The organism is Acinetobacter sp. YH12039, assembly GCF_013420015.1.
Classification (GTDB): Bacteria; Pseudomonadota; Gammaproteobacteria; order Pseudomonadales; family Moraxellaceae; genus Acinetobacter; species Acinetobacter amyesii.
The window spans coordinates 1-15,327 of sequence record NZ_VOZA01000059.1; the positions used below are offsets into that span (position 1 = coordinate 1).

The 15,327-nt window shown below is 40.4% G+C and carries 12 protein-coding genes and 1 pseudogene; 8 read left to right on the forward strand and 5 right to left on the reverse strand.

The window, feature by feature from the left end; translation table 11 throughout:
• Positions 1-162: 162 nt before the first annotated feature.
• Positions 163-1,599 carry an amidase gene (locus tag FTT98_RS15685; protein WP_180177541.1) on the reverse strand — a complete coding sequence of 479 codons (1,437 nt, stop codon included), beginning with the start codon at positions 1,597-1,599 and terminating at the stop codon, positions 163-165.
• A 120-nt stretch (positions 1,600-1,719) separates the two neighbouring features.
• Positions 1,720-3,144, reverse strand: a complete 1,425-nt coding sequence (locus FTT98_RS15690) for a PLP-dependent aminotransferase family protein (RefSeq protein WP_180177550.1) — start codon at positions 3,142-3,144, stop codon at positions 1,720-1,722.
• A gap of 197 nt (positions 3,145-3,341) precedes the next feature.
• Here FTT98_RS15690 and FTT98_RS15695 point away from each other — a divergent pair, with 197 nt between their 5' ends.
• Positions 3,342-4,157, forward strand: coding sequence for a hypothetical protein (locus tag FTT98_RS15695; RefSeq protein WP_180177542.1), 816 nt, complete (start codon positions 3,342-3,344; stop codon positions 4,155-4,157).
• Positions 4,158-4,377: 220 nt separating this feature from the next.
• Here the strand turns inward: FTT98_RS15695 and FTT98_RS15700 are convergent, their stop codons facing one another.
• Together FTT98_RS15700 and FTT98_RS15705 are read right to left on the reverse strand one after the other, a co-directional pair.
• Positions 4,378-4,536 carry a hypothetical protein gene (locus FTT98_RS15700; protein ID WP_168379604.1) on the reverse strand — a complete coding sequence of 53 codons (159 nt, stop codon included), beginning with the start codon at positions 4,534-4,536 and terminating at the stop codon, positions 4,378-4,380.
• Between the two features lie 121 nt (positions 4,537-4,657).
• Positions 4,658-5,539 (reverse strand): LysR family transcriptional regulator, encoded by an 882-nt coding sequence (locus tag FTT98_RS15705; RefSeq protein ID WP_078193328.1) that lies wholly within the window; start codon positions 5,537-5,539, stop codon positions 4,658-4,660.
• Between the two features lie 163 nt (positions 5,540-5,702).
• On the opposite strand from FTT98_RS15705, the gene FTT98_RS15710 reads away from it, so the two are divergent.
• The 7 genes from FTT98_RS15710 to FTT98_RS15740 all read left to right on the forward strand — a co-directional run bounded on the left by FTT98_RS15710 (position 5,703) and on the right by FTT98_RS15740 (position 14,561).
• Complete coding sequence (locus tag FTT98_RS15710) at positions 5,703-7,220, forward strand: CoA-acylating methylmalonate-semialdehyde dehydrogenase (RefSeq protein WP_180177543.1); 1,518 nt, start codon at positions 5,703-5,705, stop codon at positions 7,218-7,220.
• Positions 7,221-7,235: 15 nt separating this feature from the next.
• Entirely contained in the window at positions 7,236-8,126 is an 891-nt protein-coding gene (gene mmsB, locus FTT98_RS15715; RefSeq protein ID WP_180177544.1) for a 3-hydroxyisobutyrate dehydrogenase, read from the forward strand.
• 89 nt (positions 8,127-8,215) lie between these two features.
• Positions 8,216-9,871: an AMP-binding protein gene (locus FTT98_RS15720; RefSeq protein ID WP_180177545.1), complete on the forward strand. Its 1,656-nt coding sequence runs from the start codon at positions 8,216-8,218 to the stop codon at positions 9,869-9,871.
• A 120-nt stretch (positions 9,872-9,991) separates the two neighbouring features.
• Positions 9,992-11,119 (forward strand): acyl-CoA dehydrogenase family protein, encoded by a 1,128-nt coding sequence (locus tag FTT98_RS15725; protein ID WP_180177546.1) that lies wholly within the window; start codon positions 9,992-9,994, stop codon positions 11,117-11,119.
• Between the two features lie 79 nt (positions 11,120-11,198).
• Positions 11,199-11,972, forward strand: a complete 774-nt coding sequence (locus FTT98_RS15730) for an enoyl-CoA hydratase (RefSeq protein ID WP_180177547.1) — start codon at positions 11,199-11,201, stop codon at positions 11,970-11,972.
• 23 nt (positions 11,973-11,995) lie between these two features.
• Positions 11,996-13,021: an enoyl-CoA hydratase/isomerase family protein gene (locus FTT98_RS15735; RefSeq protein WP_180177548.1), complete on the forward strand. Its 1,026-nt coding sequence runs from the start codon at positions 11,996-11,998 to the stop codon at positions 13,019-13,021.
• Between the two features lie 202 nt (positions 13,022-13,223).
• Positions 13,224-14,561, forward strand: a complete 1,338-nt coding sequence (locus FTT98_RS15740; protein ID WP_180177549.1) for an MFS transporter — start codon at positions 13,224-13,226, stop codon at positions 14,559-14,561.
• A gap of 225 nt (positions 14,562-14,786) precedes the next feature.
• Here the strand turns inward: FTT98_RS15740 and FTT98_RS15745 are convergent.
• Positions 14,787-15,327: pseudogene (locus FTT98_RS15745) on the reverse strand (ISNCY family transposase); the annotation flags it as partial.

Below are 15,327 nucleotides of genomic sequence, written 5' to 3' on the forward strand. Positions count from 1 at the left end.
ATGAAATACGGTATTCTGATGTGACAAAACCTGAATCCTGGTCGTTAAAGTGTTTGTTTGCACTCATATTTTAACTGTTAGGACTCAGGTTTTTTTATTTAAAGCAAACTATGGGACAGCAGTGGCCAATCAGCTCCCTTTTTTAAACCTTTGATTGGGCTGTTAAGCAGTTCGAGGCACATCCTGAATACGTCGCCATGGCTGAGCTTCTTCAATTTCATATGCCAGTTCGATCAAGGTTTTTTCATCACCGACATCGGCTGAAATTTGCATACTGATCGGTAGTCCATCGTTTTGCGTTTCTCCCATAGGAATCGACATGGCTGGAGCACCAACAACATTTTGGATGGGTGTAAAAGTCACATAGTTCTGTATACGTTCAAATAACTGGTCAAACGGTAATTGAGGTGACAAATAGCCGATTTTAGGTGTGGTATGTGCAAGTACAGGTGATAGCAACACATCGTAATGCTTAAAGATTTCACGATATTGTTGCTGCATTTTTTTTAATCGATACAGAAATAACGGGGTTTTATAAAAGTTCTTTTTATACAACTTCGATAAACCAACGGTTAAGTGATCTAACTCTTTTGGATTAAAGTCAGCGCCAAAGATTTTCTTGCCAAAGGTACTCAGTAAAAAGGACAACATCCCCCAATATTCACTGAAATCTTCAACAAAGCTTAAGGAAAAAGGTAACTGAAGTTCTTCAACATGATGGCCTAATTTTTCCATGAGTGCTGCGCTATGCATTAACGTTGCAGTTGTTTCGCTATCTATTTGCCCTGTAATCGATTGCGGGACTAAGCCTATGCGTAGTCGACGTTTAGAAGGCCCATGAATCATGCCTATGCGTGGCAACTTTTTATTATAATAACTTGACTCCATTCCTGCATAGAAATGCGCAGTATCTCGTATGCTACGGGTTAGGACACCTTCACTGATGATATTAATCGGAAGAGAACCTGCTGCTTCACTGTCATAAGTACGGCCACGGCTAGGCTTTAATCCAATCAAACCGCAGCATGCAGCAGGGATTCGAATCGAACCACCGCCATCATTGGCATGGGCAATCGGCACGACACCGGCTGCAACGAGAGCTGCGGAACCGCCTGAAGATGCACCGCAGGAATAACTTAAATGCCAAGGGTTATAGGTGGCTGATCCATCTTTATATTCGGTGCTGGCATTTAGACCAAATTCAGGGAGCTTGGATTTTCCTAATACGACAAACCCTTGATCTAAGATTTGTTGGCTAATTTGAGGATTACGATCGGCTGGTTTTAAACCTATGGCCTTTGAACCATGGCGTGAGGGCAATCCTTGATAATCTAGATTATCTTTAAAGAAAAAAGGGACGCCCGCAAATAGACCATGTTCAACATATTGATTTTTCTCTAAAGCACGTTGAAAACAGTCCAGTTCAATGGCATTTAGATGCGGATTGACTTGTTCCGCACGTGCAATGGCCGCTTGTGTAATTTCCTGTACAGAGGCTTCTTTAGATTTGATGAGCTGTGCAATCCCCACAGCATCTAGATCTGTGAGTACATCCGAACTAAAAGCATGTATGCGTTGACTGTGTTTTTGATCTTCCATGAACGAACCTATTTGTTTTTTGAATTTTGGTAAATATTGAATGAATTCATTGTTATCTCAACAACAAATATATGTATTTGAACTGTATTGCTTTGAGCATAATAATGACAATAAAAATTGTCAAATATTCGTCTGATCTGAGGAAAGTGCAGAGATTGTACTAAGGAGGGCATCTAAAGCCTGTTGAATCTCATCCTTCCATGCAAAGGAACAATTTAAACGGATATATTGAGTTTTGGCTTCCGCAACATTAAATAAACGGCCTGGAGCAACACCGATCTGCTGTTGAATTAAGGCTTCATAGACCGTCATACTTTCAACATGTTCTGGTAATTTTAACCAAAGAAAATAACCACTTGGATGATATTGTAATTTGCATCCAGTCGGTAGACAGCTTTCTAAATAACGGTAAAACTGTAATTTGTGTTGCTGTAGACTTTTTCTTAGGACCCGTAAATGTTTTTCATAATGATAATTTGAAATAAATTCCACCAAGGCATTTTGCAATAAGGTATTGACGGAAATAGTACTCATGAGTTGTAAGTGTTGAATCGCTTGAGAGTATTTACCGGCGTGCACCCAACCAACCCGAAATGCAGCGCCTAACGTTTTAGAAAAAGATGAGCAATGTAAGACCATATTATTTTGGTCAAAGTATTTCATTGAAACGGGTTTCTTGGATGCATAATGCATTTCCTCATACACATCGTCCTCAATTAAATGCACATGATATTGGTGTAATAACACGGCAATTTTTTGCTTGATTTCATCGCTGACTGTAAAGCCCACAGGATTATGCGAATTCAGTATCAACCAACAGATCTTGACGGGATAAGTTTTTAGAATATATTCAAACGCGGTTAAATCAAAACCGTCTTGTGGATGTTCCGGTAAGGTCACCACTTTAAGGCCTAAGCGCTCTGCAGCTTGCAAGGCGCCATAGAAAATATTTTGCTGTAACACGATATAGTCACCCGGTGAGGCTATGGCCTGTAAGGAAAGATTCAGTGCATCCATACAGCCTGAGGTAATCACAATATCCTCTGGATCAGTGGCTATGCCTTGCATGCAATAACGCTGTGCAATCAACTTACGAAGGGCTAAATTACCGGGTGGAAGATTATCAATGGCATCGTAACTTTTGGGATTTCGGGAAATTTGCCCCATGATTTGGGTTAACTTTTTAGAAAAAACAATGTCTTGAGCTGGAAAAGCTGATCCCAATGGAACGATTTTTTCATCTTGTATTGATTTTAAATACTTAAAGACCAGAGAGTTAATTTCAACCGGCGTGTTTAAGGACACGATTTGAGCGTGTTCAGCCTCTATTTCGACTAAGCCTTGCGCCACATAGTAGCCTGATTTTTCACGTGCATAGATTAAGCCACGCGATTCTAACTCCTGATAAGCATTCATGACCGTGATTAAACTAAAGCCGGACAACTGTACTTGTTCACGTAAAGAAGGGAGTTTTTCGTGCGCTTTTAAAGTGCCATTTTCAATCAGTTGACGTAGGTGCTGAGCAAGCTGTTCCGATTTATACATAGTCATCAACAAGTCAAGATTCTGTTATAAATATATCAGTAAATGAAACTTTACATTAAATTTTTATAACAGATGGGTCGGTACTGTTATATGTTTTTTCAAATTCACTGTATCTAGTTTTAAGCTTGAATTTTTTATAAGGTGCATTAACCACAACACTTGTGGCGTCAAATGGTATGGAAGTTAGGGAGTTGACTATGTTTAAAGCCAGTGAATTAGAACTGTTACAACATTTACTGGTGGATGTTCTATTGACAGATTCAACGCTGCATCTGTTGCAACAACAGCATACTAATTTAGAAGCAGTACTTTTACGCAGTCGAATTTTACGACAAGTACAGCAAGTGGGCTATGTCAGTATTTGTCAGGAGCATATGAATGCCAAGGCTGAAAATGCGGCTTTTTTATTTGCACCTTTTATCCTAGCGAATTTGAATCAGAAGGTGATGTACGCTACACCGCAAAGCCCTGAAAATGTTGCGATATTGAATCGTTATTATCATGCTGAGGCTAAACTTAGCGCATTTAAAGTTGATGATGTTTTATCGGGACTAAATGTCTACATTGAGCTACATAATGAACAACTATCGCCAGCAGAACACTTCTATTTTAGTTTGATCAATAGCTTATGTAATCCGAAAGTTTCCAAAATCATTTGTATTACACATCTACATATCGACTTAGAAAAATTAAATCAGCTTGCTGAATATTTAGATGTTGAAATCCATGTCTTGGCGGATAAAGTTGAACCGATTGATTTTGATCTAAATCAAATCAATATGTTAAAGCTGCTATTTAAAGACAAAGATCAGCAATATATCGATTTATGCCAAAAATTTTCGTTTATTAACGCCAAAATTTTACAACGATTAGGTTTATATGAGTTTGACCGTGCGCAAGTCTTGGTAGAAGACATGTTTTATTCAGAGCATATCTTTGAAAAAATGTCGGTCTACGGTGAATACATTCAAACGCATCTTCAGCACCAAGTTAAAAAACCGAGTCCTGCATAAGCGATAAAGATGACTAATTAAGTTTATAGCTGTGAATTGATCACTTTAAAAATGCAAAAAGCTTGTAAATCTAGACTTACAAGCTTTTTTTAAATTCAAATTTAAACCAATTTATTTGGCCTAATGATCCGATTAATACTTTATGAACTGATCATGAGCAAACATGAAATGTAAGATATTCATGCAATAGCGAGTTGCAATAAGTGAATAATACTGTCGCTTAAGGTAGATAGGAATTATCTGCACCAACGACAAACGCTACACCAATACAGAATAAAAGCACATAGATCGAGAACCAAATAATGGCACGTTTAAAGGCCTTATCTGAAATTTCACTGTCTGCATATTTTTGCGGTTTTTTAGGCTCTTGATTGCTCATAAGATGTACTCTAAATCCCTAGTGGTTATAGGTGATTATTGGGGTATATCGCTTGAAAGCATAGATACAACATTCATCTAAATTTCTATAACAGTTATAGTTTGGAAGGAAGCTTCATCTCTTAATCCATTAATAAACTATGATATTGGTCAGTTCTTTTTCTCAAAAAGTCCCAGACCAGCTTAATGCGTGGCTCATGTTGTAAATCGACTAGGGTTAGCATCCAAAAGGTATGCACAAAACGAACATCTTGCGCCAAGACTTGTTCTAATTCGGGTTTTTCCTCGGCCAAAAATTTGGGCAATATTGCCAATCCTGCACCCGCACTCACGGCAATTTGTTGTGCCAAAATACTACTACTTCTAAAGTTAGCATTGAGCTGAATAGGTAAGCGCTCTAAACAATACAGTTCTGGGCTATAGACTAGATCATCTATATAGTTCACAAAAGTGTGTGATTTTAAATCTTCTAATGTATGAATGGGTTGCGTGTTTTTTAAGTATTCTTTACTGCCATAAATCTTTAAACAATAGTCTGCTAGTCGAGTAATAATATAAGGTCCTGATTTCGGTCGATCAATTGAAATAACAATATCTGCTTCACGATGTGAAAGTTTGATCATTTTCGGCACTGGAATAAGGTCGATAGTCAATAGAGGGTATTTTTTGGACAATTCTGCCAAGAGCTGTGTCAAAAATGCTGTTCCAAACCCTTCGGGTGTGCCAATTCGCACACGACCTTGCATAGGTTGGTTAGGTTTTTCGATTTGTAAAAATGCCTGTTCCATTTGTTCTACCCGAGGAACCAGTGCCAAACCTTCTAAGGTAAGCTCATAACCTGTGGCTTCACGTTTAAATAATGGCGTGCCTAAAGCCAGTTCTAGCGCATGTATACGTCTAGAAACTGTACTGTGCTCAACTCCAATAATACGTGCGGTATTGGTTAGGGTTTTCGCACGAGCCAAAACCAAAAAATACTGTAAATGATCCCAATCTACTTTCATTGTTATTGTCATCCCTGTGCATATTTGCACATCAATCGTGCGTGAATCTCTATTGGTAGTCAAAATTTTCTTTGCTAGTTTGAAGTGAATTGGAAAATATAAATATAAGGCTTTTGGATATTTTCTAAGTCAGTACAAAACAATAAATACCTATGGAGAGGTCATGAACACAATGTCAAATATTCAGTCAGCGACGGCTAAATTATTAATTAACGGTAAATTTATAGAGTCAAACACTACAGAGTGGCAAGACATTCTAAATCCTGCAACTCAAGAGGTTTTGGGTCGTGTTCCAATGGCGACTATGGAAGAAGTGGATGCAGCGATTGCTTCAGCGCAAGAGGCGTTTAAAACTTGGCGCTTAACGCCTGTTCAAGCACGTATGCGCATTATGCTGAAGCTACAAGATCTCATCCGTAGCAATATGAAAGAGATTGCCCGTGTACTGACGGCTGAGCAAGGAAAGACGCTTGCAGATGCTGAAGGTGATATTCAACGTGGTTTAGAAGTCGTTGAGCATGCGTGTTCGGTTGGCACACTTCAAATGGGCGAATATATAGAAGGTGTTGCACGTGGTGTGGATACCTATACCTTGCAACAACCTCTGGGTGTCTGTGCAGGAATTACGCCATTTAACTTTCCTGCGATGATTCCACTCTGGATGTTCCCAATGGCGATTGTCAGTGGAAATACCTTTGTCTTAAAGCCATCTGAACAAGATCCATTATCGACCATGATGCTTGTCGAACTTGCAATTGAAGCTGGTATTCCAGCAGGTGTATTAAACGTAGTGCATGGTGGTAAAGACGTCGTTGATCGTTTATGCACACATCAAGCTATTAAGGCCATTTCATTTGTAGGCTCTACAGCCGTTGGTACACATGTATATAACCTTGCAGGACAGCATGGAAAACGTGTGCAGTCGATGATGGGAGCTAAAAACCATGTGGTGGTAATGCCAGATGCCAATAAAGAACAAACTTTAAATGCCCTCGTTGGTGCAGCATTCGGTGCGGCAGGTCAGCGTTGTATGGCTTTGTCTGTTGCTGTCATGGTTGGTGAAAGTAAAGAATGGGTTAATGAACTGGTTGAAAAAGCCAAAACGCTGAAGGTCAATGCAGGGCATGAGCCGAATACCGATATTGGCCCAGTCATTTCACCTCGCGCAAAAGCACGTGTACTGGATTTAATTCAAAGCGGTGTAGAGCAAGGTGCAGAGTTGCTGCTGGATGGTCGTGATGTTCAAGTCATTGGCTATGAGCAAGGAAACTTTGTCGGAGCAACGATTTTTAATCAAGTTTCAACCGATATGCGCATCTATACCGAAGAGATCTTTGGGCCCGTGTTAGCCATTATTCATGTCGATACTCTAGAGCAGGCGATTGAATTGATTAATGCCAATCCATTTGGCAACGGTGTTGGACTATTTACACAAAGTGGTGCAGTCGCTCGTACATTCCAAAGTGATATCGATATTGGTCAAGTGGGTATCAATATTCCAATTCCTGTACCTGTACCTTTCTTTAGCTTTACAGGATCGCGTGGTTCAAAACTGGGTGACTTAGGTCCATATGGTAAGCAAGCAGTTCAGTTCTATACACAAACTAAAACCATCACCAGTCGTTGGTTCGAAGATACACAAGAAAAAGGTGAAGTGAATACCACCATTAACCTACGTTAATTTAGGAGTTCAAGGATGAATATTGCCTTTATCGGTTTAGGAAACATGGGCGGAAAAATGGCCCAAAACCTACTCAAAGCAGGTTTTACGGTTTACGGTTTCGACTTAAGCGAAATTGCGATTCAGCATTTTACTGAAGCAGGTGGCATCGTTTGCCACAGCCCACAAGATGCCGCGAAACAAGCAGATGTCTTGATTAGCATGTTGCCTGCTGCCAAGCATGTCAAAGAAGTGTATTTGGGAGAAAATGGTGTATTAGCGGTAATGAAAGCAGGAAGCTTATGTATCGATAGCAGTACCATTGATCCGCAAACCATTAAGGATATAGCCGAGGTGGGTGCTGCACATCAGATAAAAATCTGTGATGCCCCTGTTTCAGGCGGAACTATTGGTGCTCAGGCCGGTACATTAACCTTTATGGTCGGTTCAGATGATCAAACTTTTGAAAGAACCAAAGCTGTATTGGGGCACATGGGTAAAAACATTGTGCATTGTGGCGATGTGGGTGCAGGTCAAATTGCGAAAATTTGCAATAACTTGATTCTTGGTATTTCCATGGCAGCCGTTGCTGAAGGTATGGCGCTCGGTGCGCGTCTGGGGATTGATCCTCAAGCCTTAGCAGGTGTGGTGAATAGTTCGAGCGGACGTTGCTGGAGTTCGGATGTATGTAATCCATGGCCGGGTATCTCAGCAAATGCACCTGCGGGACGTGGTTATACCGATGGTTTTGCAACTCAGTTGATGTTGAAAGATCTAGGATTGGCTGTAGAAGCCGCAGGACAAGTCAAACAGCCGATTATTTTAGGTGGACTGGTTCAGCAGATGTATCAACAGCTGTGTTTACAAGGTAATGCACACTTAGATTTTTCAAGCATTGTGCAGCAATACTTACCTAAGGACGCTTAATCGCTTTGAACACCAATCTAGCCTAGGGATGGCTAAAAATACTAACACTCGTGTCGGAATAACAATAAATTGAGACTGAGGTAGAGAAGATGTCGAATTATCAAGATGTTGCAAAGGCATTTGACTTAAATCATGCTGCCAAAGAAATGTTATCAGGCTCTTTAGAGCAATTAAATGCATGTTATGAATGCTGCGACCGTCATGCGATTGATCATAATAAGGTCGCACTATATTGGCAAGGTAAAGATGGGCGGAAAGAACAGTATACCTTTGCAGAGCTGCAACAGTGGTCGAGCCAATTTGCCAATTTTTTAAAGTCACAGGGTGTGCAAAAGGGTGATCGTGTATCAGGTTTATTACCCCGTACAGTTGAATTACTTGTGGTGATTTTAGGGGCTTGGCGAATAGGTGCTGTATATCAACCGCTATTTACCGCCTTTGGCCCCAAAGCCATTGAACATCGTTTACACCTTGCACAAAGCAAATTGGTGATTAGCGATGTGGGTAATCGCAGTAAATTAGATGAAGTTGCACATTGTCCCCAAATCGTTACTGTTGCAGATCCAGCGGGTCAAGGGATACAACAGGGAGATTTAAACTTTTGGGATGAAGTAAACGCACAGTCTACAGATTGTGAAATTGTCCTACAGAGCATCAATGATCCATTTCTTTTGATGTTTACTTCAGGTACTACAGGTCCTGCAAAGCCCTTAGAAGTCCCGCTTAAAGCTTTGATCGCTTTTGGTCAATATATGAAAAATGCGGTAGGGCTACGTGAAGATGATTCGTTTTGGAATATTGCCGATCCGGGTTGGGCTTATGGTTTGTATTATGGAATCACTGGGCCACTTTTACTTGGACATGCAACACTCTTTTACGAAGGTGGTTTTAGCATTGATAGTTTGTGTCAGATCGTAGATGACTACAAAGTGACGAACCTTGCAGGCGCACCGACAGCGTATCGAATGATGATGGCGGCTGATCCTGAACAAATGGCAAAACTCAAAGGGAAATTTAGAGTCGTGAGTAGTGCTGGAGAGCCGCTTAACCCTGAAGTGTTCCGTTGGTTTAAACAAGTCCTCGATGCACCGATCTTTGACCATTATGGTCAGACTGAAGTTGGTATGGTGGTGTGTAATCACCATGGTTTACAACATGATATTCGCGCAGGTGTCGCAGGTTATGCCAGTCCGGGATATCGCGTGGCGGTTGTTGATGAACAAGGGCAAGAGCTAGCTGCAGGAACGCCGGGAGTACTGGCTGTCGATATTAGTCAATCACCGATGATGTGGTTTGGTGGATATAAAGAAAGTCGTAAGTCACCCTTTGTAAAGCATTATTACCTCACTGGTGATACTGCAGAATTACACGCAGATGGCAGTATGAGCTTCGTTGGTCGTAATGATGATGTGATTACAACATCCGGTTATCGTATTGGGCCATTCGATGTAGAAAGTGCTTTACTTGAGCATGATGCAGTGATTGAAGCTGCGGTCATTGGTGTACCTGATCCGGATCGGACAGAAATTGTAAAAGCTTTTGTGATTTTAGCTGAGCATGTCACACCGTCAGAAGAGTTAGCAGAGCAGCTAGGGCAATTTGTGAAAAAGCGCCTATCTGCACATGCTTATCCACGATTGGTGGAGTTTGTTCAAGAACTGCCGAAAACCCCAAGTGGAAAAATTCAGCGTTTCTTATTGCGAAATCAAGAGATTGCGAAACAATCCACGCAGCATGCAAGTTAAATGACGTAACGATTAACCCTAAATGAATGCCGAACAATCATGATCAAAATCAAGCTTTCATTCAGTTTCAATCATTTTCAAAGTGGATGAAAGCAATTGATTGATGTACAGGAAGATAAGATGCAATTTACCGAAGAACAATTATTAATTCAGGACATGGCACGCAGTTTCGCACAGGAACAAATTAAACCTCAAGCGGCCGAATGGGATAAAAACGGTACCTTTCCCAAAGCGGCTTTAGCACAGATGGGTGAACTGGGTTTATTGGGCATGCTGGTATCAGATGAATGGGGTGGTTCAGATACAGGTAATCTTGCCTATGTTATGGCTTTAGAAGAGATTGCCGCGGCCGATGGGGCAACCTCAACCATTATGAGTGTACATAACTCGGTAGGCTGTGTTCCTATTGCTAAATTTGGCACAGAAGAACAAAAGCAGAAATATTTAGTGCCTTTAGCACAAGGCAAAATGATCGGTGCATTTGCATTAACTGAGCCACATACGGGTTCAGATGCTGCTGCCATTAAAACTCGTGCAGTAAAAGATGGCAATGAATGGGTGATTAATGGTGCTAAGCAGTTTATTACCTCGGGACATAATGCAGGGGTCATTATTGTCTTTGCTGTGACTGACCCAAGTGCAGGGAAAAAAGGCATGAGTGCTTTTATTGTCCCAAGAGAAACACCTGGTTATGAAGTGATTCGTACTGAAGAAAAGCTTGGATTACATGCTTCCGATACCTGTCAAATCGCACTCACAGACGTGCGTGTGCATGAAAGCCTAATGTTAGGAAAAGAAGGTGAAGGTTTGAAAATCGCCTTATCAAATCTAGAAGGCGGTCGTATTGGTATAGCGGCGCAAGCAGTTGGTCTTGCACGTGCAGCATTAGAAGAAGCAACCCGATATGCCAAAGAGCGTATTACTTTTGGTAAACCAATTTTTGAACATCAGGCAGTTGCGTTTCGATTGGCAAGTATGGCAACAGAAATAGAGGCCGCACGCCAATTGGTCTATCACACGGCACGTTTAAAAGAAGCAGGACAACCTTGCTTAAATGAAGCGTCTATGGCCAAGCTTTTTTCATCTGAAATGGCTGAACGTGTTTGCTCAGCAGCATTACAAGTCTTTGGTGGTTATGGCTATCTCAAAGATTTCCCGATTGAGCGCATATATCGTGATGCACGTATTTGCCAAATTTATGAAGGTACGAGTGATATCCAACGTTTAGTAATTGCTCGCAGCTTATAACGTTGTCTTTAAGACATTTCAACGAAAAGGCTTCATATCTGAAGCCTACTCATAAATATTGAATATATAGGGATCTCACATGCAATTTGAAACGATTCTGCTCGAAAAGAACAATGGTGTTGGACTTATTACTTTAAATCGTCCTCAGGCCTTAAATGCATTAAATAGCACATTAATTCAAGACCTTAATTTGGCGTTGGATGATTTAGATCGAGACCCTGCCATCGGCTGTATGGTTATTACAGGTTCAGGAAAAGCCTTCGCCGCTGGTGCAGACATTAAAGAAATGGCTGAACTGAGTTTTCCGAATATTTATTTGGATGATTTTTTTCATCTGGCAGATCGAATTGCTCAGCGCCGTAAACCTTTAATTGCAGCTGTCAGTGGTTATGCGTTGGGTGGAGGCTGTGAGTTAGCGCTCATGTGTGACTTTATTTACTGTGCCGACAATGCAAAATTCGGTTTACCAGAAGTGACTTTAGGAGTAATTCCCGGGATAGGTGGGACACAGCGCTTAACGCTTGCTATTGGTAAGTCCAAAGCCATGGAAATGTGTCTGACTGCGAGACAAATGGGCGCAGTAGAAGCAGAGCAGAGTGGTTTAGTTGCTCAAGTCTTCCCTAAAGAGGAGTTAGTTGAAAAGACCTTAAATGCTGCTAAAAAAATAGCCGAAAAATCTGTAGTCGCAACCATGATGATCAAAGAGTCAATTAACCGTGCATTTGAAGTCAGTTTGCAAGAAGGTTTACGTTTTGAACGTAGAACATTCCATTCGATTTTTGCAACTCAAGACCAAAAAGAAGGCATGCAAGCATTTGTTGAAAAGCGCCAAGCCAATTTTAAAAACAATTAAAAATAAAAAAGGATTATATGGATATGAGTACAAATAACTTAATGATTGAAGAACATGGGCATTTAGGCCAAATCAGTTTAGATCGCGTGGCAAGTTTAAATGCCTTGTCTTTAGAAATGATCCAAGGGATTCAACAGCAATTAGCACTATGGGCTGATCAAACCAATATTCATGCTGTACTTATTCGCTCAAATAGTCCCAAAGCATTTTGTGCAGGTGGAGATATTCGCTATCTCTATGATAGTTATATGAATGGTAGAGATGATCATCAAGCTTATTTTCAAGCTGAGTATGAAATGCTGAATACCATTCGTGCGTATAAAAAACCCATTATTGTCATACTCGATGGCTATGTACTTGGCGGTGGATTTGGCTTAGCCCAAGCATGTCATGTGCTTGTCAGCAGCGAAAAATCTAGATTTGCCATGCCTGAAACTGCCATTGGATTTTTCCCAGATGTGGCTGCGACACACTTTTTATCACGTTTGGATGATATTGGTGTGTACATGGCAACTACGGGCGATCAAATCAGTGCCAGCGATGCGTTATACCTAGATTTGATTGACTACCATGTTCCGAGTGAGCAACTTGTTCAATTAGAAGAAGATTTAAGAAATTCTAAGCAACTCAGTAAGGAAAATATTGAACAATTGATTGCGAAATATATTACTCGACCAGCGGAAAGTGAACTTAGTCAAAATGCAGATTTAATTCGTAAGCATTTTGGTTATGAGTGCATTGATGCCATTGAAAATAGTCTTGAAAATGAACAGCATAATGATGCTCAAGTGTGGGCGCTAAAAATACGCAATACCTTGGAACAACGATCTCCAATCGCGAAAAGAATCAGTTTACAACTCCAGCATTTAGGTCGTGGTCTTTCACTGAAGCAATGCATGCAAATTGAACGACATTTGCAAGATGTTTGGTTTCAACATGGCGATATTGTTGAAGGTGTGCGTGCATTAATTGTGGATAAAGACAAACAGCCAAAGTGGCAACAGTCTAGTCCGACTTTAGACAAAATAATGGAGGAAATATCTATTTAATCAGTAGGTTTATATTTTTAACGGTTCAAACCCTTGGTCAATATTCATATTTGATTTTATGTTCGATATGAACCAGTGACTCAGCGTAAATTAAACACATATAAGATCTAAAAATATTGATTTTCATGAAGAAAATCATCATACAAATCAAGCATCGTGAAAATGCAACGTAGAAATATCTTGCAGAATAAGGAAGATAACAATGCAAAATGTACAGGGAAACACAGCTCCACCAGCTAAGTCCTCGCATCGTTTAGCGGGTATTTCCAGTATGGTGGGTACAACCATCGAATGGTATGACTTTTTTATCTATGGTGCTGCCGCAGCACTCATTTTCAATCGACTTTTTTTCCCAAATCTTGATCCGTTAACTGGCGTGTTGGCTGCATTTGCAACCTATGCTGTAGGCTTTATTGGTCGACCACTCGGTGGAATAGTTTTTGGTCATTTTGGCGATAAAGTTGGTCGTAAATCAATGTTATTGGTCACATTAATGTTGATGGGTATTCCCACGGTGATGATTGGGTTGTTACCGACATTTGAAACCATTGGTTATTGGGCAACGGTCTGTTTAATTATTTTAAGATTTATACAAGGCATGGCCATGGGTGGAGAATGGGGCGGAGCAGTACTCATGGCGGTAGAACATGCGCCAGCGGGTAAAAAAGGCTTTTGGGGAAGTCTACCGCAAGCCAGTACAGGTGGTGGTTTATTGCTCGCTTCGGTGGCTTTAGGGTTAGTCTCAATGTTGCCTGAAGAAGCGTTATTTAGCTGGGGGTGGCGTCTACCATTTTTAGCCAGCATTATTTTACTGGCTGTAGGTTGGTATATTCGCGTAAAAGTGCCTGAGTCTCCAGACTTTGAAAAAGTTAAAGCTCAAACCGAATCAATTAAAGTTCCAGCAAAACAAGTGTTTAAAAATCATCCTAAGCAGTTGATTACGATTATTTTATCTCGAGCTGCTGAAAATGCTTGGTTCTATTTAGCATCGACATTTGCATTAGCCTATACAACCACACAGCTGAATATTCCTCGACAAGACATTTTGTTTGCAACAATTTGTGGTGCTGCAGTCATCATGGTTATTACGCCAATTTTTGGGCATTTGTCTGATAAAGTTGGGCAAAAAAATATGTTTAGATTTGGTTTATGTGTATTGGCATTATATAGCTATCCATTTTTTGCGATGTTAAATACCAAGGATCCGGTATTGGTTTGGACGGCCATAGTGATTGGTATTGGTGTGGTTTTTCCTTTGATGTATGCGCCGCAGTCACAGTTATTTTCGCGCCAATTTCCAGCAGAAATACGTTATAGCGGTATTTCAATCTCAGTTCAATTTGCAGGCGTGCTAGGTGGTGGTTTAGCACCATTAATCGCGACGAAATTGCTAAGTATTGGTGATGGAAGCCCTAATTTAATTATTGCCTATATTTCAGGCTTTGCAGTGATTGCGATTATTGCATCTTCATTTTTAAAGCCAGATCAAATAGAGCAAAAGACTAAAGTATTTAGTAGTGAGGAAATCAAATCTTCCTAAATCAACAATCAGGAAAACAGTAGACTGATTTAAATATAGAAATACATGTGAACTAGCCATAGCAACAATTGTTATGGCTTTTTTTTGTCTAAGGATTGTGGCAGGACAAATTTATTTTTAGCGAAGCTTAGAAACATAGCAATTTGAATACGGTTGATGTGCAATAGCTGTGAATCATCATCTTAGTAAATAAAGTTAAAGCTGTTATTCCTAAGTAGAAATGTCCTATACAGGCATTTCCAAGTCAAGCACAGGATTCAATTGCGTTGTTGAATTGCTGTTTTCTGTGCACGTCTACGTGGCATGGATTGAGAACGACTCCGTTTGTTTTGCTGTTCTAATTCTTCATGCTGTTGTTGAATATGCGTTAGTACAGAACCCAAACGTTTATTCTCAACGATCTCTCGCTGGTTGAGCTGACTTAATTTATCGAAGATACTGTAATTGATTTTTCTACCTTGGTGTTCAATGGCTACCGTACCATCCGGGTATTCCAGAAACTCAATATACTTGCCGATCAATCTTTGATTTTCTTCTGTTTTTTTCAGGATATATACGCATTTATCATATGTAATCGTCAGGCTGTTTGTAACTTTGCGAGGTTCACGCCAGGTAAAAATATCATTTAACTCGTCAGCGGTTTCACTGACAGTCCGGTGTAGATCCTTGGGATTAATGGCCATCTTGGCAAATTTACGATTAAATTGCTCAATAAAGCAGGGCAACCATGCATTGGCTTGCTCAATCGAACTAATGCCTTCCAGAC